Origin of the sequence: Halomonas sp., from assembly GCF_029263665.1 — a bacterium.
Lineage (GTDB): Bacteria > Pseudomonadota > Gammaproteobacteria > Pseudomonadales > Halomonadaceae > Halomonas.
In genome coordinates this window covers 48,668-71,420 of record NZ_JAJUFQ010000008.1, presented here as the reverse complement: position 1 = coordinate 71,420, position 22,753 = coordinate 48,668, and the positions used below count along the sequence as shown (strand labels likewise).

The window sequence follows — 22,753 nt, the reverse complement described above, 5'->3', positions numbered from 1 at the left end:
ACTCCTCGGGGACCGACATGCTCAATGCTAACAACATGCTGGACGCTGCCACCTGGCAAACTGATCTCGACACTCTGTTCGCTCGTATCAGCGAGCACTATGTCGTCGATGAAAATGACTATGTCAGTGAACTGATCAAGCTGATCGATGGTGACAAGGCCCATATCGAACAAATCGCCCAGAAGACTGCTTCTCTGGTACGCGAAGTGCGTGAGATGGATACCGCCGTCGATACGATTGATGAGCTGCTCCAGCAATACAGCCTGGACACCCATGAAGGCCTGATGCTGATGTGTCTGGCCGAAGCCATGCTGCGCATCCCGGACAAGGAGACTGCCGATGCGCTGATCGAGGATCGCCTTGGCCCGGCCGATTGGAAGGCCCATATGGGCAAGAGCGAGTCGTGGCTGGTCAATGCGTCTACCTGGGGCCTGCTGATGACAGGCCGCGTGGTCACGCTGGACAAGCCTCGTGATGATGGCAAGCCCTCCAGCTTCATCAACAAGATGGTCAACCGCATGGGCGAGCCAGTCATTCGCCGCGCCATGGTCGAGGCCATGAAAGTCATGGGCAAGCAGTTCGTGCTTGGTCGTGACATCAAGGAAGCGCTCAAGCGTTCCCAGCCTCTGTTCGATAAAGGTTACACCTATTCCTACGACATGCTCGGTGAGGCAGCTCGTACACGCAAGGATGCACAGCGCTACTTCGACGACTATGCCCGTGCTATCGAACAAGTCGGCAAAACCAGCCGCAAGCTCAGCGCCAGCACACCTGCACCCTCCATCTCGATCAAGCTCTCTGCCCTGCACCCGCGTTACGAGTTCGGTCGTCGCGAGCAAGTGCTCGAAGAACTGGTCGACAGTGTGCGCAAGCTGGCACAGCTAGCCCGTGACAATGATGTGGCCGTGACGATCGATGCCGAGGAAGTCGATCGCCTGGAGCTGTCCCTCGAGGTATTCCGCGCCGTTTACGAAAGTGCCACCTGCAAGGGCTGGGGACGTTTTGGCCTGGTCGTTCAGGCTTACTCCAAGCGCGCTCTTCCGGTATTGCATTACCTCAACCGCTTGGCTGACCAGCAAGGCGACGAAATCCCCCTGCGTCTGGTCAAGGGCGCCTACTGGGACACCGAAATCAAGGAATCGCAGACACATGGTGTCGACGGTTACCCGGTGTTCACCCGCAAGGCAGCCACCGATGTTGCCTACTTGTCCTGCGCCCGCTTCCTGCTGTCGGACAACACCAAGGGGCGGATTTTCCCGCAGTTCGCCACTCATAATGCCCACACCATCTCGGCCATTCTCGAGCAGGCTGGCAACAGTCAGCGGGCATTTGAATTCCAGCGTCTGCACGGTATGGGGGAAGCGCTCTACGATGCCGCATTGAAACGCGCTCCCCAGGGGACCTACTGCCGTATCTATGCGCCGGTTGGTGCCCACAAGGACCTGCTTCCCTACCTGGTTCGCCGCTTGCTGGAAAATGGTGCCAACTCTTCCTTCGTGCACCAGTTGGTCGATCCCAAGGTTCCGGTGGAGTCCCTGTGCGTGCATCCCATCGAGACACTGAGCAAGTATCCTTCTCTGGCCAACAACCGCATTCCGTTACCGCGTGACATCTACGGTGAGAAGCGTCTCAATTCCCGCGGCATCAATCTCAATATCCGCAGTCAGTATCAGCCGCTGATGGATGAGATGGCCAAGCACATGGACACCCAGTACGAGGCACGCCCCCTGCTGGCTTTCTCCGTGGCAACGGACCCCAGCCTGGTGCATGAAGTGACCAGCCCCTATGATCGCCGTCAGAAAGTGGGTAGCGTTCTGTGGACCAGCAAATCCCAGGCTGAGCAGGCGGTCGATGCTGCCTGGAAGGCCTTCCCTGCCTGGGAAGAGACTCCGGTCAGCCAACGTGCCGATATCCTGCGCCGCTTTGCCGATCTGATGGAAGCCAACCTGGCCGAGTTGATGGCGCTTTGCTCTCGCGAAGGCGGCAAGCTGCTGACCGATGGCGTCGATGAGATTCGTGAAGCAGTGGATTTCTGCCGTTACTATGCCACTCGCGCCGAAGAAGTGTTCGCCACTCCAACGGACCTACCTGGCCCGACCGGCGAATCCAACCGTCTGATCATGGGTGGCAAAGGTGTTTTTGCAGCGATCAGCCCATGGAACTTCCCGGTCGCCATTTTCTGCGGCCAAGTGGTCGCCACCGCAGTGGCAGGCAATACTGTACTGGCCAAACCGGCCGAACAGACCTCCATCGTCGCCCACCGGGTCGTGGAGTTGATGTACGAAGCTGGCATGCCCCGCGAGGTGGTGCAGCTCCTGCCTGGCGACGGCCCCACAGTGGGTAGTGTCCTGACCAGCGATCCTCGTGTTACCGGCGTGGTCTTCACTGGAGGCACTGACACAGCCCAGATCATCAACCGTGCCCTGGCAGCCAGAGAGAATGCAGCTCTGCCCACCCTGGTTGCCGAAACAGGCGGCATGAATGCCATGATTGTCGACTCCACAGCTCTGCCCGAGCAGGTCGTGGCGGACGTCATCCAGTCAGCGTTCCAGAGTGCCGGCCAACGCTGTTCCGCCTTGCGCGTTCTCTACATTCAGGACGACGTAGCCGACCGTGTCCTTGAAATCCTCGATGGAGCCATGGCGGAGCTGCGCGTAGGTGATCCTCGCGACCTTGGCACTGACGTAGGCCCCGTCATTGATGAAGAAGCCCGCCAAGGCTTACTGGCACACATCGAGCGCCTCAAGGGAGAAGGCCGCCTGATCAGCGAAACACCCCTGGACCCGCACGAAACAGCCAATGGCACTTTCGTCGCACCTGCCGCCTTTCGCATCGACAGCATCGATGCCCTGGAGCGCGAACAGTTTGGTCCGGTGCTTCATGTGGTGCGCTGGAAGAGCAAGGAACTCGACCAGGTCATCGACTCCATCAATGGTCGGGGTTACGGCCTGACCTTTGGTGTGCATAGCCGCAATGAGTCCTTTGCCGCTGAAATAGCGCGGAAAATGCGAGTTGGCAATATCTATGTCAACCGCAATATCATCGGCGCCGTCGTCGGTGTTCAGCCTTTTGGGGGACAGGGACTATCCGGCACTGGCCCGAAGGCAGGCGGCCCTCACTATCTGCTACGTTTCGCCACCGAGAAAACGGTGACGATCAACACTGCAGCACTAGGTGGCAATGCCTCTCTGCTGGCTCTGGACGACGAGTAACCCTGGTGAATCGGTGCCGACCCTACAAAGTCAGCACCGATTTCCTTTTACAAGACCAGAGTACTTTCTCGAAAGCACTCCGAAAGCTGACACTCAATAAAGTTCGAGAAAAACCAGCATGGAGCCTCTCATCATCATGGCGTCATGCCCAACCCTCGCACTATGATAAAAGGGTTACCAATCGCCATGACGATGAAGGTTTTCATGAAACAATACTGCTTTCATGGTGAGTGAAAGCGGGGAAAGACGGTACCTTTGCTACACTGAAAAGGTAAAAATACTCACCATCGCTCTATAGGGATATAGCTGCCATTAACGGGGCCTTCCCCGAAAATATAGTAGGATTCACAGGGCTTTCTTGATTGCACCACATGTTTCTTCACCTCATATGGCGCATGCAAGAAACCATGCGAAATCTGACAACAACTCAACCTACAAGCAAGGGGTATCTACATGGCAATTGGAGTCTGGATTAGCCTGATAACCTATTTCGCATTAATGATTGGGATTGGCGTCTACTCGGCCAAGCGTTCTACCTCGAACTCCGAGGAATACATGCTTGGCGGGCGACAACTCCCCCCCGCCGTCGCCGCACTCTCCGCTGGCGCATCGGACATGTCAGGCTGGCTGCTTCTGGGCCTTCCTGGGGCGCTCTATCTATCGGGCCTGGTAGAAGCATGGATAGGAATTGGCCTTTTTATCGGCGCCTTCATCAACTGGATTGTCGTGGCACCGCGCCTGCGAGAGCAGACAGAACGTTACGACAACGCCCTGACAGTGCCACAATTTCTGGCCAACCGTTTTCCGACTCGGGCTACGGCATTACGCACAGTTTCCGCCATCATCATTGTGCTGTTCTTCGCTGTCTACACGGCCTCTGGCCTGGTTGCCGGCGGCAAGCTTTTCCATAGCGCCTTTGGTGAACTGATCAACTTTGGTGGTTTCAGCGACTACTCCGTAGGTGTCTGGCTGACTCTGGCCATCGTTCTTGCCTATACCGTCATGGGCGGTTTCCTCGCAGTATCGCTTACCGACTTCGTACAAGGCTGCATCATGATGCTGGCACTGGTGATCATGCCTGCAGTGGTGTTGTTTGGAGAAGGCGGCGGTGGTTTCACTCAAGCCTCGGAGACACTCGCTACAGTTGATCCCAATTTCCTGTCTCTCTTCCAGGGACTGACATTGATTGGCTTCATTTCAACCGTGGCATGGGGGTTGGGCTACTTTGGTCAGCCGCACATCATCGTGCGCTTCATGGCCATTCGCTCAGTCAAGGACGTTCCCACCGCCCGCAATATCGGCATGGGCTGGATGGCGATTTCACTCGCTGGTGCAGTAGCTCTTGGTGTCTTCGGGCGAGCTTACGTTGAGCGCAATGGCCTGGTCCTGGATGATGCAGAAACCCTGTTCATTGTCCTTTCCAATCTGCTGTTCCACCCTCTGGTTACCGGTTTCCTGTATGCCGCATTGCTGGCCGCCGTCATGTCGACGATCTCGAGCCAGCTTCTTGTGGCATCTTCATCGCTGACCGAAGACTTCTACCGCTTGTTCCTCAACAAGAAGGCAGATGACAAGACGCTAGTTCTGGTTGGGCGCATCTGTGTTCTCGCTGTTGGTATCATTGCCGCGATCATCGCCGGCGATCCCAACAGCCAAGTGTTGGGACTGGTGTCCAATGCCTGGGCTGGGTTTGGAGCAGCATTCGGCCCGCTTATCATTCTGTCCCTGACATGGAACAGAATGTCGGGTACCGGCGCTCTGGCGGGTCTAGTGACCGGTGCAGCCACCGTCATGATCTGGATCGCTCTTGGTTGGAACTCCAACTTCTTCGGTCTGCCGGGCATCTATGAAATCGTACCGGGATTCATTCTGTCCTGGATCGCTATCGTGTTGGTGAGCAAGGCCACTGCCACCGATACCGAGTTCCGCCCGATATCATAACCATTGACCTAGCATGAAGGACGCCTGCCACTACCTTAGTGGCAGGCGTCCTAGTCTGTAGATCAGGTTTACATCATCCAGGAACGCATGAGCAGCATCAGGGTAAACAGAGCGAGCACGACGGGATACCAAGGAAGCTGACCAGCCATAAGCCACCACCCCGGAACACCGCTGTAGTGCAGTGGAAGTGCCAATCCCCCACCTACCGCCCATAGCCCCAGAATGATCAATGGCAGACGCAGAATCAGCGGCAGACCACTGATCAACCATGGCTGCAACAACAGCCATATCGCCAGTAGCACTGATATTCCCAGCATCACCGCAGCCCAGACCACTGGCAACGGGCTCAGGCCAATCAGCTGCTCCTTTCTTCGTCGTATCATCCCTCGCTCCTGTCAGGCTCCAGACATCTGCTTTCACAGAGCCCATGCAATGCCCTGCCGGGCGTTACTCATAGTGAAGACGATTTCTGCAAATCCAGCGACTTCTAAGGGCTGCCCTCGAATAGCACACGTGCACTAAAGCCACGCCAGTATCTTCAGCTTTATCCATCAAACAAAGTAGCTCTCAGGCAAGTCACACACCTTCATGCACACATTTGCACACTTTTAATTACAAACTGTGCCATTACTAGCTTTCATCACAGAATATCCCTAGAAATCACAGATTTTTCGATAAAATACCGTTACAAACGTTTAGGAAACAGCGTTCCCTATTGCCGTAACTATCCGAAGGCTCCCGCGCTGCGACACACCTTCGAGATGATCTGGAGATATCTGATGAACACTACACGCCTGATGGCATCCATTGCTCTACTGGCTACCTCTGCCTTTGCTGCTCAGTCCGCCCTGGCCTACCAGGCAGGTGACATCTATGCCCGTCTCAGTTTCGAGAAGCAGGACTCTCAACATAGCAGTATCAAGGCCGATCCCTATACACTCGGCGTCACCAATGCCACTGGATTTGGCTATGCTGCCGGTTACCTGTTCCATGATAATTTTGGCGTGGAACTGAATGGCAGCCAGACAATGAAGCATGAAATGAACCATGTTGGAGTTTTCAAGCGCACCCCCATCAATCTGATGCTCAATTACTATCCTTTGGGTGGTATCGCTCATACTCGCATCAACCCCTATCTTGGCTTAGGCGTCAACTATTCCGACTTCAGCACGGAAAGCAGTTTCAAGGGCAATGTTGACGACACTTGGGGAGTTGCGGTTCAAGCAGGAATGGAGTTAAGCCTTACTGATAACATTCTGATGGGCGCTTACGCTCGTTACACCGAAGCTGACGCAGATCTGAAGGTCGATGGCTATCACAAGGGCAAGCTGGAACTTGACCCGGTGTCGGTTGGTGCCGGCCTGACCTATCGCTTCTAACTTATTGTTTCTAACCTATCGTTTCTTGCTAAGCAGCGGGCTATTTGCCCGCTGTTTCAGCCATGTCAGCGAAATATCTTTCCTCACCGAAGGCACAATCGCTTTCTCAACGCCAGCACCGCCTGTGATCAGAGCACCCTGCCGCTTCGAAAAATCTTCATAGATGCCAACTACTTATATAAAATTTCTCTTGTCGACCACACGAATACGACTAAAGTCCGATAGGTATAATTAAAAACATAACATTCAAACGATAGTTTTTTTTAACAAGACATTTGGAAACACTGTTTCCTATAATCAGCAACATCCTGAGGTCATCGCTCTTTTCAGTCACGCGACCTCTCAGATAAAAGGAGACAGACCATGAAAACTTCACGTCTGATGGGAACCGCTGCCCTGCTGGCCATCACCGCTTTCGGCGCACAGTCCGCATTCGCTTGGCAGGCTGGCGACATCTACGTCCGCGGCGGCTACGAGAAGAGTGACTCATCTTCCAGCAATGCCGCCGACTATGGCGAGAAGATGGACGTCAATGATGACGGTGGTTTCGCCTATGGTCTTGGTTACCTGTTCCACGACAACATCGGTGTGGAACTCAATGGTTCCCAGACTACCAAGCATGAACTGGGCAACTTGGGTGGCTTCGAACGCACCCCGATCAACCTGATGGTTAACTACTATCCGCTCGGTGGCCATACCGCTCGCGTTAACCCCTACGTTGGTGCCGGTGTCAACTACACCACCTTCGACGTGGATAGCGGTTTTGATGCCAGCATTGATGACTCTTGGGGTCTGGCGGCTCAAGCCGGTGTTGACCTGAGCGTCACTGAAAACGTTCTGGTTGGCGCATGGGCTCGTTACGCTGATGTCGATGCCGATATGAAGATCGACGGCAACAACGCTGGCGACCTGGACCTTGACCCGGTAAGCGTTGGTGCTGGTGTCACTTACCGCTTCTAATCGGTAGACATCTGATCAGTTCATTTTTTGAACTGACTCTAGAAACGGCGCCTGACTTCGGTCAGGCGCCGTTTTTTTATTCCTCATCCTCCTACGAGGAGAAATTCGCTCTAACTCTCTATTTTCAAAGAGGTAAGTCAAGGAAAAAAGATGTAACAAGCCTCCATCCATTGATCTGTGTCAATTCAGCACAGCGTAATGATAAATACACTGTGGCCTCTTGCAGGAAGCGCCCTCGCTGGAACTACCAGTCATCTATTCATGGAGGTTTTCATGCGCCATCCCTTGGCATCATCACTATTGCTCACCGCCCTTGCCAGCCCGGCCCTTGTCAGCACCCAGGTTTTAGCCACCGACCTATCTTACGGTCAGGGTGACTTCTACACTCGCATGGGGGTCGCCAAAGTGGTGCCAGAGTCCGACAATGGCAATCTGGCCAGTGGCTCCCTGAGCGCTGACGTCGATTCCGACAGCGGCTTTGCCTTTACTCTGGGATATCGCTTTACTGACAAGCTTGGCATCGAACTTCTTGGAGCCCAGGAATTCGATCACAATATCAACTTGAAGGGTGCTGACGGCTCTTCCATCAATGCCAGTACCAGTGAACTACCTCCCACTCTGTTCCTGCAGTACTACCCTATGGGTGGCATGCAGTCCCGCATCCAGCCTTATGTCGGTATCGGCGTGAATTACACCGCCTTCTCCGATGAGAAGATCAGCGTCGACGGTGCCGATCTCGAACTGGATGATTCCTGGGGCGCTGCAGGCCAGGTAGGCCTTGACCTGGTCATCGATGAGCATTGGGCTGTCAACGCCTCTGCTACCTATGCAGACATCGATAGCGATGTCTCCCTCAATGGCGACGACATTGGCAGTGTAGACATAGATCCGTGGGTCATCATGTCTGGTGTTTCATTCCGTTTCTAAGCCTGACGGCTGAAAGCAATGAGCCCGCCTAACCAGGCGGGCTCATTGCTTTCAGCCGAGCGATCTTGTCGCTCGGGCATTTCAGCGAGGACTATGGCGAGATAGACCCAGTTGCTTCAGGGTTACATCATCCAACCCTTCCACAACATCGACTCGAGACAATGCAGCATGATAGTCGGGACTGAGGAAATCACGCCCAGCCAGAAGGTGCTCCAGATATTCCCGGGCAGGCTTGAGCATCTCTGCCAGGCGATTCTGGGCACCGATATACACCCATGCTTCCATCACACCTTCTGAGGTATGGATTGGCAACAACTCTCGACCATATTCATGGGGATAGCCCTCGAATGGGTCCATGTCATGAATCTGCTGCGGGTATGACAGTTCGAACAGGGCTCCTTCGACACACTCCCCCTGCACCGAGACCACATTGGCATGGGCAATACCAGGTACCTTTGAGGCCTTGTTGAAACGCAGGCCGTAATCCCTGAGCACACCTGCCAGGACACGTTGCGTATCACCGATACGGGCAGACACCCTGGCTTCGTTCATGTTGCTGCCATAGGCAAAGTACCAGGACATTCCAGCTCCTTAGCTTTCGCTGATGATGCGATCGATATCCTCGACGACTTTCTTCATCAGCAGGCGGTCTTCAGCTCTTACGCCTTCCTGAACAAGATAGGCCTCCACCGCCGGCGCCACATCACACTTGGCAGGCAGTTGAGATTCATTGTCAATCAGCACCTCGAGACGAGCGATGAACACGAATCTCAACCACTGAGCCAGCGACATGGTGTCAATACAGAATGGCTGTTGGCTGTTGAAAGCCTCGGGTGCCGGCTCATCCATGCGCCACAGGTCGGTGGCTTTCATGGTGGCTTCCAGATCCCGCAGCGCTCCGGCAAGCTGGGCGTGGACGTTGACTTCGTCGGACATAATGCCTCCGCTTAAAATAAAGGGGACTCCACAGGTGCTTCAGGCAGGACCTTACGCAGAAAGTCCCGCGTACGAGGATCCTTGGGGGCGCGAAACAGCTCGGACGGAGGCCCCTGCTCAACAATACGCCCGCCTTCCATGAACACCACGCGATCAGCGACGTCCCGGGCAAAACTCATCTCATGTGTCACAACCAACATGGTCTGACGCTCTTCTGCCAGTTGCTTCATCAATGACAGTACCTCATCGACCCACTCAGGATCGAGGGATGAGGTAGGCTCATCAAATAGAATCACCTCAGCCTGAGCCGCCATGGCACGCCCAATGCCCACCCGCTGCTGCTGGCCTCCCGATAAGGAAGCGGGATAGGCATTGGCCTTATCCTTCAGACCTATACGCTCAAGAATCTGACGAGCACGCTCATGAGCCTTGGCTTCAGGCCATCGATTGACCACAATCAGCCCTTCTGCAATGTTTTCCAGCGCGGTCTTGTTGGCAAACAATGCATAGTTCTGGAACACAAAGGCGGTGCGTCGACGTATCTCCAGAATCTGCCTGCGGGTCGCCCGAGTGACATCGACAGACAGATCACCGATGGTGAGTTGCCCGGCATCAGGCTGCTCAAGAAAGTTGAGGCAGCGCAACAAGGTCGACTTGCCCGTTCCTGATGGACCGATGACGACGATGATTTCACCCTGCTGAATTTCCAGGTCAATGCCATCGAGCACCACACTATCGGCAAAACGCTTGACCAGTTTATCTACCTTGATCATCGGCGATAGGCCTCATTGAGTCGTGACTCCAGACGACGCTGCAGCCAGGCCAACAGCTCAACGACTGCCCAATAGAGCACAGCGGCAGTGATGAAGGCTTCGAAGTAGTTGAAGCTGGAAGCAGCTTCTTTCTGCGTTGCCCCCATCAGTTCCGTCACCCCCAAGGCGAATGCGAGGGAAGTGGCTTTGATCATGTCGATGAAATAATTCATCAACGTGGGCACTGCGATTCGGGTTGCCTGAGGCAGCACGATGCGGCGCATCAGTTGGCCATTGGTCATGCCGATGGATAGCGCGGCTTCGGTCTGACTGCGATCTACACCGACAATAGCAGCTCGAATCGACTCTGCCATATAAGCAGAGAAATGCAGTGTCAGACCGATGATAGCAGCGGTGATGGCACTGATTTCTGTCGCATTCTCCAGCCACATGGGCAAGACGGTGGTATGTCCTAGAATAGTGACGCTGACACCGGCCATGTCAGCTATCAGCTTGGGGAAGCCGTAATAGAAAAGAAACAGCTGCACCAGCAGCGGAGTACCACGAAAGAACGAGATGAACAGCTTGGTCAGGCCGTTCAGGATCGGTAATCGCAACACCCGGATGACGGCAAGGCAGCAGGAAAGAATCAGAGCCATCACCATCCCGGCGGCAGCCATGCCTAATGTCAAAGGCAGGTAACTCACCAGGATGGGGAATAGCCCCAACATATAGTCGACGTTGAGAATGCTCATCGCGGAGTCAATTAGAAATCAGGGAGTGGTGATATCAGCGTCAAACCAGCGCTGGGATATCTCGCTCAAAGTGCCATCCTCGCGCAGGGTTTCGAGCGCACTGTTGACCTGATCACGCAGTTCGGCATCTTTCTGACGGAATGGCAACGCATTGCGAATCTCAGAGAATGGGCTACCCGCAAGCTGTAACGGTAGAGATTTTTCCTTGATCACCTGCGTGGCGCTGACGCGGTCCATGACAAAGGCATCAACGCGCCCCAGGGCGGTGTCCTGCTCGATATTACTGTCATAGGTACGAATGTCGATCTCGCCAGCATAGGGTAGCTCGTTCAACAGCTGTTCGTAGTTGGAGCCAAGGTTGACAGCAACCTTCTTGCCCTTCAGGTCCTCGACCCCCTGGATATCGTCATTGCCCTTCTTCACCACCACCTGGGCGCCGTCGTATACATAAGGATCAGTGAACAGGTATTTTTGCTCACGCTCCTCAGTAATGGTGATCTGGTTGGCAATCGTGTCGACACGGCCGGACTCGAGCATACCGAACAGGCCGGAGAAACTGGCAGTGACGAATTCCACATCAACCCCCATTTCTTCGCCCACCGCTTCCATCACATCGACTTCAAAGCCTTTCAGCTTGTCCTGCTCCACGAAAGTGAATGGGAAATAGCCTCCGGACATACCCACCTTGAGGGTATCATCGGCGGCCTGAGCGTTGACTGCCAGACTGATAACGCCGGTAGCCAGAATCGAAACGGTCAGATGACGAAGCATGGGTGACTCCTCGTTTCTGCAGGATTATGAGGGCAACGGGGATAACGCAGCCCTGCAAGTATGGATAGACTCTGCGTTTATTGGAATAAAAGCCGCGCATTATATTCCATACTGACGCTCGACACAGTGGAAAATCCACGTTTTTCTTCATGACCTTTGCTGTTTCATATAACTGTCTTGGATTTATCAGCAAGTGTTCACAGATACCCTGAACGTCCTTGTGGATAACCATTGAACATCCTCGCTCAACCCAGAGAATACGGTGCCTGCAGGCAACTGTTCAAAATTTGATCAGCCAGGTGCGCAATACACCAGAATTTTTCCTTCGTACCTGGCTGACACTTACCGTTTGGCAAGGTAGAGTGCACGCTTCCTGATGGGAGGGGCCATGCAACAGATTCACAGCCTTTACGACTTCTTCGCTCTAAGCGGAGCCGATGTACGCCTGTATCACATGGGGCGGCGCATCTCTCCTTGCACACTCGATACGTTATCTGACTTCGAGAAAGGCGAAATCGCTTGGCCTGTCCCATGGCAAGGACAGGCACGCCTGGCCATGCTCTTCCGGCTTGGTGACATGGAGGATCCACTCATCTGGTTTCTGGCCTTTCCTCTGGACGAGCAAGGCCATCTGGAACCGGCGCTGCGCGATGCTTTTCTCGAGCGTCTGCTGGACATCCTTGGCCGCAATGCAGAAGCCGTAGCGGCCGGAAATGCCAGCGATGTGGATAATCTGATGAAGGACAACCCCCTGGCCTTCCCCCCCTCACTGACATTTCAGGCAATGCTCCACGCTCACGCAAGCCATGATCTAGGCCTGCCAGCCAGCGAGCACCTGGAGCCGGTAGAAGCCTTTTTCACTGGCCAGGGTAGCCAGGACTGGCGCGCGCTGGGACTCCAGGGACTGGCAGATTATGTTGCCCGCCTGGAGGCCGAGACGCGCGACGCCCTGATCGCTCGACTACCGAAACTACACAACAATGCCCTAGTATCCCTGTGTTACTGTTTAGAGCATGCACATATCGATAACGAGCTTGCTGAAGCCATTCGTCAACGTGGCGAACAACAGGCCAGGCAAGGAGACATCGAAGGCTTCTGTGCTTGCATTCGCGCCATCGGCAATGCAGGCGCAGCAGCCTGCAACTGGTTTGATGCCCTGCTGGGCGACTCAAATGCCTGTGGCCCCGATGCCTTGGTCGCCATGGCAGCTCGAGGCTGGGAGCACCTTGAAGATGGAAAGCGCCTGCCCCTCTATCTGGAACGGGTCGCTCAATGTGAGCAGGCGGACTTTCTCGCAGTGGCCCGGGACCTGGCGATGATTCCTCGTCTGCGCCTTCCCGTGCTGATGACATTACGACAGGCCGACCAGGATTCGATCATCGGCCAGCGGCTGCGACAGGTCAGAAACCAACAGTGACGCCACTAGTCCGCAGCTATGTGGTTTGGTTTGCAACTATGTGGTTGACAGCTATCTGACCCGCAGCGACCTAGTCCACAATAACATTTGATCCTTTGGTCAATGGCTTTGACAACAGTGATGAGAGGTACATCTGTGACTCGAGAGAAAACCATTCAGGGTTTACCTCACAGAGCCAAGGCTATCGTGGGCCGCCGTGAGATGATCGTATTGCCGGACATGCACCTGCACCTGTGCGCCAAGATTGACACTGGTGCACGTACATCTGCCATGCATGCGGAAGATATCGAAGCCTTTGAGGAAGACGAAATTCTGTGGGTGAGCTTTGTCACGCGCACCGGTGGAAATCATACCCCTGCTCACAGCTTCCGCATGCATGTGCATGATCGCCGTCGAGTGACCAGTTCCAACGGTCAGTCAGAATGGCGCTATATCATTCGCACCCGCATGCAGCTGGGCGAACTTGTCTACCCTATCGAGCTGTCCTTGACTAACCGCAGCAACATGCGACACCCCTTGCTGCTTGGGCGTAGAGCCCTGCGCCATCTGCTGGTTGCTCCCGGTGAGACTTTCCTGCACGGCGAACCCTAACGCATTCCTCCACCGCTACTCTGGAGACAGGCCTATGCATATTGCATTGTTGTCACGTAATCGAAATCTGTACTCGACCCGCCGCCTGTTGGAAGCAGCAGAGCAACGGGGACATACAGCTCGGGTGGTGGACACCCTGCGCTGCTACATGAGCATCACTTCACACAGCCCTTCGATTCACTACAAGGGGCAGGAGCTGGAGCCTTTTGATGCCGTGATTCCCCGTATCGGGGCTTCGATCACCTTCTATGGCTGCGCAGTTCTGCGCCAGTTCGAGATGATGAACATTCCGGTGCTCAACGACAGCGTTGGCATCACTCGCTCCCGAGACAAGCTACGCTCGTTACAGCTGTTGTCACGCAAGGGTATCGGCCTACCTGTCACTGGTTTCGCACACTCTCCGGACGATATTCCCGACCTGATCACCATGGTGCGAGGCGCGCCACTAGTGATCAAGCTGCTGGAAGGCACTCAGGGCATAGGCGTGGTACTGGCGGAAACCAACCAGGCAGCCGAATCCGTGATCCAGGCTTTCATGGGAATGAAAGCCAACATCATGGTTCAGGAATTCATCAAGGAAGCCAAGGGCGCCGACATCCGCTGTCTTGTCATTGGTGACAAAGTCGTCGCATCAATGAAGCGTCAGGCTGCCGAAGGAGAGTTCCGCTCCAATCTGCATCGCGGCGGTAGTGCCAGCGTCATTCGTATCACTCCCGAAGAACGCTCGACCGCCATTCGTGCTGCCAAGGCCATGGGCTTGCGTGTCGCTGGCGTAGACCTGCTACGCTCGAATCATGGCCCAGTGGTGATGGAGGTCAACTCCTCGCCGGGACTGCATGGTATCGAGACGGCTACCGGAAAGGATATTGCCGGCATGATCATCGAAGACCTGGAAAAGGCCGCCGCCAGCCGCCCTTCCCGCCCCCCGAGCAAGCCCAAGGGTTGATATCTACTGCGACAGGGATGAGCAAGACAGGTCATTATCACGCCTGGTAGCACCCTCCCTTCTTTCCCTGTCGCATGGTCGATACCAGAAATCATAAATATTTGTCACTTTGGGGGTGGCAAATATTTCATTAGCACCCCACAATCGGCGTCACCGGAGGAGGTGACGCGCATGTTTCTCGACAATCGCCAAGTGGCGATGGACAGCCTGCTGGAAGCTCTTGCTGACAGCATCGATTATTTCCAGGACAACCTCGAGCGCCTGCGGCCATCGCTGCGCGATGCGCTGGAGCCGCATTACGAGGCACGTCAAAAGGCCATGGGTAAGCTGCAGACCCTGGCTCGTCGTTATCTGGACCTGCTGCCTCGCGATGCCGATGTCGAACGTGATGACTACATGTGGCTATGGAGTCGCCTGAAGAGCTTTGTCGGCAACGATTCCTTGGTACTGATCAACGAACTGCTCGAGCAGGAGCGTGGCTTGATGCAGGCGCTATCTACGATCTTTACTCACCCACTGCCCAGCTCAATCGAGCCGGTTATCGAGGAATTGTGGAAGGGTTGTCGAGCGCTGATTCGCGAGCTCTATGACTTGCAGCAGAAAACGGCGCCAAAGAAATCTTCTGCTCGCCCCAAACAGAAGAAAAACGTTGCTCGTCGGGCCGGTGGAAGACGCCGCTGACGGTCATTCAAAGCCTCATCGTTCACTGTACGACTTTATCAGAAACGACTCCGGAGTGGATATCCCGCTCCGGTCCATCCAAGTCGTGGTCCTGATACTTTCCCTGCCCTTGAGTTCCCTGCCCTTGAGCTCCCCGCTCTTGAGACTGCGTCCGGGGCGAAACCACCACAATTGGTGACGTCACAACTTTATCCTTGTCACCATCAATGTCAGCCGCACCTGCGTTCTTATCAAGATGATTCGGTGCTAACTCCACAGGCGGCGCAAACTGCAACGGCTCCAGAGGCCCTAGAAAACGTGGAGTCCTGCCCCATATATACAGATCCCCCACTGTCGCGACACGTGCAGCCGCCTCTCGCAGCTTCAGCCACCAGACTCCCAGACTAGGGGTCTCTTCGGCGGCACAACCGTACGCCTCCAAGCCCAACGCATTGGCAATGAACAGTGCTCGTGGTAAATGCCAGGATTGGGTGATCAAGGCTGCTTTCTCTACCAGAAATACATCCCGTGCCCGGGCCAATGTGTCGAAGGTGCTAAAACCGGCATAATCGAGGGTCATATCCACCTCGCGCACACCTCGGCCTCGCAGGTCACGCCACATGGTAACCGGCTCATTGTAGTAGAGAGTCGCGTTATCACCTGACACCAGAAGGTGCTCTATCTTGCCGTCTCTGAGCAGTTCGGCTGCGGCTTCCATGCGCCCCTCAAAGTGAGGATTGCGTTCACCGCTACGAGTCCAGTGAGAGGTCCCGAAGACGATACCAACCCTTTCGGGCGGACAAGATGGCACGGAGTAGATGCGCTCCCGGGTGCTGAACAACACCCAGGCATTGGTACCAAGGAAGACCAGAGTAGACAAAAGAGCAAGACCGCCGAAACACAGCAACAGGCGACGGAACAGCGTCATTAGCGACTTGCGCATCAGGCTCCCACTCAAGGCGGTAATATCGAAGCGATGGAGACCAGGACATTGCCTTGAAGACCGGATCGAAAAGTCGGCAAGGCACGAGGCCAATGGGCCTTTATCATCACAAGCAAAGACTTTTCGTCTCTTTGCAGTACGTGTCTGATTCGTACATGACTGGCTCACACATATCCAACTTGCTTATGCCGAACTAGAACATGCCGAGTTCCAGCTTGGCCTCATCGGACATCATCTCACGACTCCAAGGCGGATCGAAGACGATTTCAGTATGCACTCGTGATATCTGCGGCGCACCAAGGATCTTGTTACGTGCATCAGCAGCGATCACATCACCCATGCCGCAACCAGGGGCAGTGAGTGTCATGCGAATCGTTACGATACGTTCACCACTGAGCAGACGCTCGATACGGCAACCGTACACTAGGCCAAGATCCACGATGTTGACCGGGATCTCGGGATCAAAGCAAGTGCGTAGCTGATCCCACACAAACGCCTCGATCTGTTCTTCGCCAGCATCCTCTGGAAGCGTTGGACGCGGCAGCGCCTCCAGTCCAATCGCATCAAGGTTGCTACCCTCAATCAGGTACAGGCGCCCCTCGAAAGCCACGCTGACACTACTGCCCTTGGCCTGCATCACGGTGACGATGCAGTCTTCATCCAGCGTCACGGTCTTGCCGAAAGGAATCGAGATGACCTCGACGTCACGCTGCAGGGGCAACTGCTGCCCCTTGCTCAACTTGCCATCGATATTGGGGATCCGCTCATTGTCGCTCATAGAAGCCCTTATTCATGCCCGCTTTCCGCCAGGCAACTTCAATTCGTTTCAGCGCAATATCCCGATGACGCGTTGCAGTGCCTCAACAAAGATATCCACTTCTTCGGGAGTGTTGTAGGCAGCAAAAGAGGCTCGACAGGTTGCCTCAACACCGAAACGATGCAACAGCGGCTGAGCACAGTGATGCCCAGTACGAATCGCTACTCCCAATTGATCGATCAGTAGCCCAATATCCTGGCTATGCGCCCCTTCGACCACAAAAGACAGCACACCGGCCTTATCCGGGGACGTCCCCAGAATGCGCAACCCCTCTATGCTGCTGACACCTTCCGTTGCATGTTCGAGCAGCCGCTCTTCCCAGGCGGAAATATGCTTCAGGCCAATCTCGTGGATCCATTGAATCGCACGCCCCAGGGCAATGACCTCGGCAACAGCAGGGGTGCCAGCTTCAAACTTGTGCGGGATGGCAGCAAAGGTCGTCGGTACGTCAAAGGATACCGTCGCGATCATTTCACCGCCGCCCTGCCAAGGAGGCATGGCCTCGAGCAGATCCGCCCTGCCATAAAGCACGCCGACACCAGTAGGGCCATAGACCTTATGCCCAGAGAAGGCATAAAAATCCGCCCCAATGGCCTGGACATCAATCTCCAGATGCGGTGCAGCCTGCGCACCATCAACCAGAATCAAGGCCCCTTGCTCATGGGCCAAGCGCGCCATTTCCTGCACAGGGTTGATGGTTCCCAGGGCATTGGAGACATGGTTCACCGCCACTAGCCTGGAGCGAGCTCCAAGCAGGTCACGATAGGCATCCATGTCCAGCACGCCACGTTCATCCACAGGAATGACCTTGATGCTGAAGCCCCGCTCAGCCGCCAACAACTGCCAAGGCACGATGTTGGAGTGATGCTCGAGATTCGAGATCAACACCTCATCGCCGGGTCCCAGGTTGGCACGCCCCCAACTTTGGGCCACTAGATTCAGGGCTTCGGTAGTCCCACGGGTAAAGATGATCTCCCGGGTTTCGGCAGCATTGAGGAAGTCGCGCACGATTTCCCTAGTGCCTTCATAGGCTGCTGTCGCCTCATCAGCCAGGGTATGCAAGCCACGATGGATATTCGCATTGATACGACGGTAGTAGTCGTCGAAAGCCTCAATAACCACCAGAGGCGTCTGGCTGGTTGCCGCATTGTCCAGATACACCAGTGGCTTGCCATGGACTTCTCTTTCCAGAATCGGGAAGTCTTGGCGTACACGGGCCACATCCAACAACAGGTCGCTGAAATTGGCCATTGCTTATTCCTCGTCTTCACTCTCGTGCAAGGCCACGGCAGCTTCCACCAGCCCAGCCAGATTGAACCGCTCAGGCAGCTTGCCAGCCACCGTCAGCTCCACTCGCTCGGCAATGGCATCAAGTTCCACCTGATCCATGACCTCACCAGCAAATGCCAGCGTCAGCAAGCCACGAGCAGTCGCTTCATCAAGGCCACGGGAACGCAGAGCAAAGACCGCCCCTTCGTCAAGCTGGCCTGTCGTGGCACCATGCGAACACTTGACATCATCGGCATAGATTTCCAGCTCTGGCTTGGTATCGATCTCAGCCCGGTCGGAGAGCAACAGGTTGGCATTGCTTTGATCGGCTTCTATTTTCTGACTGTCGCGTTTGACGATGACCTTACCATTGAACACACCATGAGCCCGGTCATCGAGAATGCCTTTGTAGTTCTCATGGGAATAGGTGTACGGCGCGTTATGGTTGGCCAGAGTATGATTGTCCACGTGCTGGCGACCATGGCCGTAGAACAGACCATTGAAGGTCACCTCGGCACCCTGGCCATTGAGATCGCTGATCAGGTCGTTGCGAACGAGTCCACCACCCAGTGTCAGGTTCAACGAGGTGAACTTGGCATCGCGCCCCTGCTCTACGTGGATACTGGCCACGTGCAGATCCTGCTCCGGCGACTCCACCAGCTTGTAATGCGTCAGGATGGCACCTCGATCAAGGATGACCTCCTCCACCAGGTTGGTGAAGTTGGCCGCACCAGCTTCTCCGACATGATGCTCGATCAACGTTGCCTGTGAACGTCCCGCAGCCTCGATCAGGATACGCGGATGGCTCATCACCGCAGTGTCGCCGTTACGTGACAGGAACTGCAGCAGAATCGGCTTGTCCACTACGGTCCCGGGTGCGATGCGCACCAAGGCACCTTCCTCGAAGAAAGCAGTGTTAAGCGCTGAAAACGGTGAGAACTCAACACCGGTCAGCCGCCCCAGAGGCCCGCCGACAGCCTCATGGTTCTCGTTCAGAGCCTGGGACAGCGGCTTGACCTGCACACTCTCGGGCAGCCCCGCCAGATCAGACAGGGCGCTGGAGAAGACCCCATCGACAAACGTCAGGCGATAGGCACTGATCGGCAGCGTCAGCGCAGCAGCAGACGATGGAGAAAACTCGGCATCCGTTGCCAGTTGAAAGTCACCCTGGGCAATGGCGCGCACATCGGTGTACTTCCAGGCTTCAACACGGCGGTTAGGAAAGCCCAGTGCTTCGAAGCGAGCTGCCCCAGCCTGGCGGCGAGCAGCCATCCAGCTGGGCTCCTGCCCACGGCTGGCATTGCGCTCATTCAGGCGGTCAAGAAATCCTTGCACACCACTCATGCCGCCGGCTCCTCTACGACCCAGTCGTAGCCACGGGATTCAAGCTCACGTGCCAGGTCAGCGTCGCCACTCTTGACGATGCGTCCATCGACCAGAACATGCACATGATCCGGCACAATATAGTCGAGCAGACGCTGGTAATGCGTCACCAGCAGGATGCCGCGCTCTTCACCGCGCAAGGAGTTGACGCCTTCTGCCACCACTTTCAGGGCATCAATGTCAAGACCGGAGTCAATCTCATCGAGCATCGCTAGCTTGGGCTGCAGTACCAACATCTGCAGAATTTCATTGCGTTTCTTCTCACCGCCGGAGAAGCCTTCGTTGACCGCTCGCTGCAGGAAGCTGGTATCCATCTTCATGAATGCCACCTTCTCCTTGATCAGCTTCATGAATTCCGGCGCGGGAATCTCGCCTTCACCTCGAGCCTCCCGCTGAGCATTCAGAGCAGCCTTGAGCAGGTAGATGTTCTTCACTCCCGGGATCTCGACTGGATATTGGAAGCCCAGCAGCAAGCCCGCCTGAGCACGCTCTTCGACTTCCATCTCCAATACGTCTCGACCATCGAAAGTGATGGTCCCAGAAGTCACCTCATAGCCTTCCTTGCCAGCAATGACAGACGACAGCGTCGATTTGCCAGCACCATTGGGCCCCATGATGGCGTGAACCTCACCGGGGTTGATGGTCAGAGTGAGCCCCTTGAGGATCTCGGAACCCTCAACCTTGACGTGCAGATCCTTGACTTCGAGCATCTTACTTACCTTTGTTTCGTGTCAGGCGAGCCGGCGGTCGGCCCAGCATTGCATTCTTTTCTGTGGCGCCTTGAGCTATGTCTTATTGAACAACCGTCGCTCAGGCTCTGAACCGTGACGTAGCGCCACGGCAGGGCATCAACCGACGGCACCTTCCAGGGTCACGTTCAGCAGCGCTTCGGCTTCAACGGCAAATTCCATGGGCAGTTCCTGGAACACATCCTTGCAGAAGCCATTGACGATCATGTTCACCGCGTCTTCCTCGGAAATGCCTCGGCTCTGCAGATAGAACAACTGGTCATCTCCGATCTTGGAAGTCGTAGCCTCATGCTCGATGGTGGCGGTGCTATTGCCGATTTCCTGATATGGGAAAGTATGGGCACCACAGGTATCGCCAATCAGCAGAGAGTCGCATTGAGTGAAGTTGCGCGCACCCTTGGCACGTGACCCCACCTTGACCAGGCCACGATAGGACTGGTTCGAGCGACCGGCGGAAATGCCCTTGGAGACGATGGTGGAACGAGAGCCCTCGCCAAGATGAATCATCTTGGTGCCGGTGTCCGCCTGCTGGCGTCCGTTGGTCACCGCGACAGAGTAGAACTCACCGATGCTGTCCTTTCCGCGCAGCACACAGGACGGATACTTCCAGGTGATGGCAGAGCCGGTTTCCACCTGAGTCCAGCTGATATGGGAGCGATCACCACGGCAGTCACCGCGCTTGGTCACGAAGTTATAGATACCGCCCTTGCCATCCTCGTCACCGGGATACCAGTTCTGCACGGTGGAGTACTTGATCCTGGCATCTTCCAGAGCGACCAATTCCACTACTGCTGCATGCAACTGATTTTCATCGCGCATCGGCGCCGTACAGCCTTCCAGGTAGGAAACCTGGGCTTGCTTCTCGCACACGATCAGGGTGCGCTCGAACTGGCCTGTATTGGCCGCATTGATGCGGAAGTAAGTGGAGAGCTCCATGGGACAAGTCACGCCCTCAGGCACGAAGACAAAGGAGCCATCGGTGAACACTGCAGAGTTGAGTGCAGCAAAATAGTTGTCACCGACGGGCACCACAGTGCCCAGATACTGCTTGACCAGATCGGGGTAATCGCGAATGGCCTCGGAGATGGAGCAAAAGATCACCCCGGCCTCATGCAGCTTGTCCTTGAACGTCGTTGCCACGGAAACGGAATCGAACACCGCATCCACAGCCACTCCAGCCAGGGCTGCACGCTCATGCAGAGGAATGCCGAGTTTTTCGTAGGTTTCCAGTAGCTTGGGATCAACTTCATCAAGACTCTGGGGACGATCTTCCGGACGCTTCGGCGCGCTGTAGTAGGAAATCGCCTGATAATCGATGGGTGGATAATCCAGGTGGGCCCAGGAAGGCGGCGTCATCTTCAGCCACTGACGATAAGCTTCCAGGCGCCACTCCAGCATCCACTCGGGCTCTCCCTTCTTCTGGGAGATGAAGGCGATCGTCCCCTCGTCCAGGCCGGGCGGTACGGTTTCACTCTCGATGTCGGTCACGAATCCTTCTTTGTACTCGCGACGGACAAGTTGTTCCATTTCCTGACTTGCCATGATGCGTCCCCTCCCGGACTGTTGGGGCACCCCGGAGGGCACGCCCTGTCCAGGATGTTGATAACAAAGATGTTGCAAGGTCGGCGCCAGTCATGATGACAAGCGCCCTGGTTCGTTACGCCAAGGTCAGGCCTCGGCAGCCAGCGTCACAGCTTGAATCGGCAGGCGAATCGGCAACTTCAAGGGTGTCTTGTCGGCCAGATGCGCCAAGGTGACACTGTCCAGTAGCTCACGAATAGCCACGGATACTCGTTGCCAGTTATCCGAAACACCACACGAGGCCACAAGATCGCAGTCACCGTCGACATGACTGCATTCGGTCACGGCCACAGGGCCTTCAATGGCCGCAATGATATCGCTAGCAGTAATCTGTGAAGCAGGACGAGCCAGGCGATATCCCCCTTGAGCACCACGTCGAGATACCAGCAACCCTGCCTTGACCAGCATCTTCAACGTCTTGCTGACGGTGGGATGAGGCAATTGCACCTCTTCAGCCAATTCAGTGGCGGCATGCGCCTGATCGGGATGGCGCGCAATCTGCGCCATTACTACAGCTGCATAGTCCGTCATCCGAGAAAGCTTGAGCATGCCCATCCCCCGGGACCCAGGTCCCATCCTGAGTCGGCTCGTCCATGGCAATCCCCTCAAGCCTGCTGAAAGAGATCCAGCGAAGAGATATGCCAGGCAAGAAACCGTCTCGCTTCAATTGCGGACCATTTTAGTCCTGTATAGAGGCGATGTGAAGATGTAAAAACAGCTATCAGACCGATAGAAAGGGTTTTATCGACACGTTCGACGACGTT

The 22,753-nt window shown here is 55.4% G+C and carries 22 protein-coding genes; 9 read left to right on the top strand and 13 right to left on the bottom strand.

Going from position 1 to position 22,753, the window contains the following annotated elements; translation table 11 throughout:
- The first annotated feature begins 17 nt into the window (after positions 1–17).
- Both putA and putP read left to right on the top strand, forming a co-directional pair.
- Positions 18–3,212, top strand: coding sequence for a bifunctional proline dehydrogenase/L-glutamate gamma-semialdehyde dehydrogenase PutA (gene putA / locus Q1K07_RS10490; protein WP_300310527.1), 3,195 nt, complete (start codon positions 18–20; stop codon positions 3,210–3,212).
- A gap of 453 nt (positions 3,213–3,665) precedes the next feature.
- A complete protein-coding gene (gene putP, locus Q1K07_RS10485) occupies positions 3,666–5,153 on the top strand; it encodes a sodium/proline symporter PutP (protein ID WP_300310525.1) in 1,488 nt (495 codons plus the stop codon).
- A gap of 68 nt (positions 5,154–5,221) precedes the next feature.
- Here the strand turns inward: putP and Q1K07_RS10480 are convergent, their stop codons facing one another.
- On the bottom strand, positions 5,222–5,536 hold the full coding sequence (locus tag Q1K07_RS10480) for a hypothetical protein (RefSeq protein WP_300310523.1): 315 nt from the start codon (positions 5,534–5,536) through the stop codon (positions 5,222–5,224).
- A gap of 396 nt (positions 5,537–5,932) precedes the next feature.
- On the opposite strand from Q1K07_RS10480, the gene Q1K07_RS10475 reads away from it, so the two are divergent.
- The 3 genes from Q1K07_RS10475 (at position 5,933) to Q1K07_RS10465 (ending at position 8,419) form a co-directional block, all read left to right on the top strand.
- Entirely contained in the window at positions 5,933–6,532 is a 600-nt protein-coding gene (locus Q1K07_RS10475; RefSeq protein WP_300310521.1) for an OmpW family outer membrane protein, read from the top strand.
- A 363-nt stretch (positions 6,533–6,895) separates the two neighbouring features.
- A complete protein-coding gene (locus Q1K07_RS10470) occupies positions 6,896–7,492 on the top strand; it encodes an OmpW family outer membrane protein (protein WP_300310519.1) in 597 nt (198 codons plus the stop codon).
- A 273-nt stretch (positions 7,493–7,765) separates the two neighbouring features.
- Positions 7,766–8,419: an OmpW family outer membrane protein gene (locus Q1K07_RS10465; RefSeq protein ID WP_300310516.1), complete on the top strand. Its 654-nt coding sequence runs from the start codon at positions 7,766–7,768 to the stop codon at positions 8,417–8,419.
- An 81-nt stretch (positions 8,420–8,500) separates the two neighbouring features.
- On the opposite strand, the gene Q1K07_RS10460 is transcribed toward Q1K07_RS10465, so the two are convergent.
- Genes Q1K07_RS10460 through Q1K07_RS10440 form a run of 5 tightly spaced genes read right to left on the bottom strand, consistent with a single transcriptional unit; the run spans position 8,501 to position 11,633 of the window.
- Complete coding sequence (locus tag Q1K07_RS10460; protein WP_300310514.1) at positions 8,501–9,001, bottom strand: gamma-glutamylcyclotransferase family protein; 501 nt, start codon at positions 8,999–9,001, stop codon at positions 8,501–8,503.
- A gap of 9 nt (positions 9,002–9,010) precedes the next feature.
- Positions 9,011–9,355, bottom strand: a complete 345-nt coding sequence (locus tag Q1K07_RS10455) for a YqcC family protein (protein WP_300310512.1) — start codon at positions 9,353–9,355, stop codon at positions 9,011–9,013.
- 11 nt (positions 9,356–9,366) lie between these two features.
- A complete protein-coding gene (locus Q1K07_RS10450) occupies positions 9,367–10,128 on the bottom strand; it encodes an amino acid ABC transporter ATP-binding protein (protein ID WP_300310510.1) in 762 nt (253 codons plus the stop codon).
- Positions 10,125–10,862: an amino acid ABC transporter permease gene (locus tag Q1K07_RS10445; protein ID WP_300310508.1), complete on the bottom strand. Its 738-nt coding sequence runs from the start codon at positions 10,860–10,862 to the stop codon at positions 10,125–10,127. The genes Q1K07_RS10450 and Q1K07_RS10445 overlap by 4 nt, the downstream gene beginning before the upstream one ends.
- Before the next feature lie 18 nt (positions 10,863–10,880).
- The gene (locus Q1K07_RS10440; RefSeq protein WP_300310506.1) at positions 10,881–11,633 is read right to left on the bottom strand and encodes an amino acid ABC transporter substrate-binding protein; all 753 of its coding nucleotides are present in this window, start codon (positions 11,631–11,633) and stop codon (positions 10,881–10,883) included.
- Positions 11,634–12,021: 388 nt separating this feature from the next.
- On the opposite strand from Q1K07_RS10440, the gene Q1K07_RS10435 reads away from it, so the two are divergent.
- From Q1K07_RS10435 to Q1K07_RS10420, 4 genes are all read left to right on the top strand, one after another.
- The gene (locus tag Q1K07_RS10435) at positions 12,022–13,050 is read left to right on the top strand and encodes a DUF3549 family protein (RefSeq protein ID WP_300310504.1); all 1,029 of its coding nucleotides are present in this window, start codon (positions 12,022–12,024) and stop codon (positions 13,048–13,050) included.
- A gap of 153 nt (positions 13,051–13,203) precedes the next feature.
- The gene (locus Q1K07_RS10430) at positions 13,204–13,641 is read left to right on the top strand and encodes a RimK/LysX family protein (RefSeq protein WP_300310709.1); all 438 of its coding nucleotides are present in this window, start codon (positions 13,204–13,206) and stop codon (positions 13,639–13,641) included.
- A 34-nt stretch (positions 13,642–13,675) separates the two neighbouring features.
- Positions 13,676–14,587: a 30S ribosomal protein S6--L-glutamate ligase gene (gene rimK / locus Q1K07_RS10425; protein WP_149285494.1), complete on the top strand. Its 912-nt coding sequence runs from the start codon at positions 13,676–13,678 to the stop codon at positions 14,585–14,587.
- Positions 14,588–14,758: 171 nt separating this feature from the next.
- Complete coding sequence (locus Q1K07_RS10420; protein ID WP_300310501.1) at positions 14,759–15,268, top strand: hypothetical protein; 510 nt, start codon at positions 14,759–14,761, stop codon at positions 15,266–15,268.
- A gap of 22 nt (positions 15,269–15,290) precedes the next feature.
- On the opposite strand, the gene Q1K07_RS10415 is transcribed toward Q1K07_RS10420, so the two are convergent.
- From Q1K07_RS10415 to Q1K07_RS10385, 7 genes are all read right to left on the bottom strand, one after another.
- Positions 15,291–16,190: an ElyC/SanA/YdcF family protein gene (locus tag Q1K07_RS10415; protein ID WP_300310499.1), complete on the bottom strand. Its 900-nt coding sequence runs from the start codon at positions 16,188–16,190 to the stop codon at positions 15,291–15,293.
- A 193-nt stretch (positions 16,191–16,383) separates the two neighbouring features.
- Positions 16,384–16,968: a putative Fe-S cluster assembly protein SufT gene (gene sufT / locus Q1K07_RS10410; protein ID WP_300310497.1), complete on the bottom strand. Its 585-nt coding sequence runs from the start codon at positions 16,966–16,968 to the stop codon at positions 16,384–16,386.
- Between the two features lie 48 nt (positions 16,969–17,016).
- Complete coding sequence (locus Q1K07_RS10405) at positions 17,017–18,258, bottom strand: cysteine desulfurase (RefSeq protein ID WP_300310495.1); 1,242 nt, start codon at positions 18,256–18,258, stop codon at positions 17,017–17,019.
- 3 nt (positions 18,259–18,261) lie between these two features.
- Positions 18,262–19,620 carry a Fe-S cluster assembly protein SufD gene (gene sufD, locus Q1K07_RS10400; protein ID WP_300310493.1) on the bottom strand — a complete coding sequence of 453 codons (1,359 nt, stop codon included), beginning with the start codon at positions 19,618–19,620 and terminating at the stop codon, positions 18,262–18,264.
- Entirely contained in the window at positions 19,617–20,369 is a 753-nt protein-coding gene (gene sufC / locus Q1K07_RS10395) for a Fe-S cluster assembly ATPase SufC (RefSeq protein WP_300310491.1), read from the bottom strand. Before sufC ends, sufD begins: the two co-directional genes overlap by 4 nt.
- 138 nt (positions 20,370–20,507) lie before the next feature.
- A complete protein-coding gene (gene sufB / locus Q1K07_RS10390; RefSeq protein WP_300310489.1) occupies positions 20,508–21,950 on the bottom strand; it encodes a Fe-S cluster assembly protein SufB in 1,443 nt (480 codons plus the stop codon).
- 126 nt (positions 21,951–22,076) lie between these two features.
- Positions 22,077–22,538, bottom strand: a complete 462-nt coding sequence (locus Q1K07_RS10385) for an SUF system Fe-S cluster assembly regulator (protein ID WP_300310488.1) — start codon at positions 22,536–22,538, stop codon at positions 22,077–22,079.
- Positions 22,539–22,753 lie beyond the last annotated feature (215 nt).

What these genes read in the sequence shown, in the direction of transcription:
- sufB (WP_300310489.1), bottom strand. Translation starts at nt 21,950, where the DNA reads ATGGCAAGTCAGGAAATGGAACAACTTGTCCGTCGCGAGTACAAAGAA.
- Q1K07_RS10470 (WP_300310519.1), top strand. Translation starts at nt 6,896, where the DNA reads ATGAAAACTTCACGTCTGATGGGAACCGCTGCCCTGCTGGCCATCACC.
- Q1K07_RS10405 (WP_300310495.1), bottom strand. Translation starts at nt 18,258, where the DNA reads ATGGCCAATTTCAGCGACCTGTTGTTGGATGTGGCCCGTGTACGCCAA.
- Q1K07_RS10455 (WP_300310512.1), bottom strand. Translation starts at nt 9,355, where the DNA reads ATGTCCGACGAAGTCAACGTCCACGCCCAGCTTGCCGGAGCGCTGCGG.
- Q1K07_RS10465 (WP_300310516.1), top strand. Translation starts at nt 7,766, where the DNA reads ATGCGCCATCCCTTGGCATCATCACTATTGCTCACCGCCCTTGCCAGC.
- Q1K07_RS10480 (WP_300310523.1), bottom strand. Translation starts at nt 5,536, where the DNA reads ATGATACGACGAAGAAAGGAGCAGCTGATTGGCCTGAGCCCGTTGCCA.
- putA (WP_300310527.1), top strand. Translation starts at nt 18, where the DNA reads ATGCTCAATGCTAACAACATGCTGGACGCTGCCACCTGGCAAACTGAT.
- rimK (WP_149285494.1), top strand. Translation starts at nt 13,676, where the DNA reads ATGCATATTGCATTGTTGTCACGTAATCGAAATCTGTACTCGACCCGC.
- putP (WP_300310525.1), top strand. Translation starts at nt 3,666, where the DNA reads ATGGCAATTGGAGTCTGGATTAGCCTGATAACCTATTTCGCATTAATG.
- sufD (WP_300310493.1), bottom strand. Translation starts at nt 19,620, where the DNA reads ATGAGTGGTGTGCAAGGATTTCTTGACCGCCTGAATGAGCGCAATGCC.
- Q1K07_RS10460 (WP_300310514.1), bottom strand. Translation starts at nt 9,001, where the DNA reads ATGTCCTGGTACTTTGCCTATGGCAGCAACATGAACGAAGCCAGGGTG.
- Q1K07_RS10435 (WP_300310504.1), top strand. Translation starts at nt 12,022, where the DNA reads ATGCAACAGATTCACAGCCTTTACGACTTCTTCGCTCTAAGCGGAGCC.
- Q1K07_RS10445 (WP_300310508.1), bottom strand. Translation starts at nt 10,862, where the DNA reads ATGAGCATTCTCAACGTCGACTATATGTTGGGGCTATTCCCCATCCTG.
- Q1K07_RS10450 (WP_300310510.1), bottom strand. Translation starts at nt 10,128, where the DNA reads ATGATCAAGGTAGATAAACTGGTCAAGCGTTTTGCCGATAGTGTGGTG.
- sufC (WP_300310491.1), bottom strand. Translation starts at nt 20,369, where the DNA reads ATGCTCGAAGTCAAGGATCTGCACGTCAAGGTTGAGGGTTCCGAGATC.
- Q1K07_RS10420 (WP_300310501.1), top strand. Translation starts at nt 14,759, where the DNA reads ATGTTTCTCGACAATCGCCAAGTGGCGATGGACAGCCTGCTGGAAGCT.
- Q1K07_RS10415 (WP_300310499.1), bottom strand. Translation starts at nt 16,190, where the DNA reads ATGCGCAAGTCGCTAATGACGCTGTTCCGTCGCCTGTTGCTGTGTTTC.
- Q1K07_RS10440 (WP_300310506.1), bottom strand. Translation starts at nt 11,633, where the DNA reads ATGCTTCGTCATCTGACCGTTTCGATTCTGGCTACCGGCGTTATCAGT.
- sufT (WP_300310497.1), bottom strand. Translation starts at nt 16,968, where the DNA reads ATGAGCGACAATGAGCGGATCCCCAATATCGATGGCAAGTTGAGCAAG.
- Q1K07_RS10475 (WP_300310521.1), top strand. Translation starts at nt 5,933, where the DNA reads ATGAACACTACACGCCTGATGGCATCCATTGCTCTACTGGCTACCTCT.
- Q1K07_RS10385 (WP_300310488.1), bottom strand. Translation starts at nt 22,538, where the DNA reads ATGCTCAAGCTTTCTCGGATGACGGACTATGCAGCTGTAGTAATGGCG.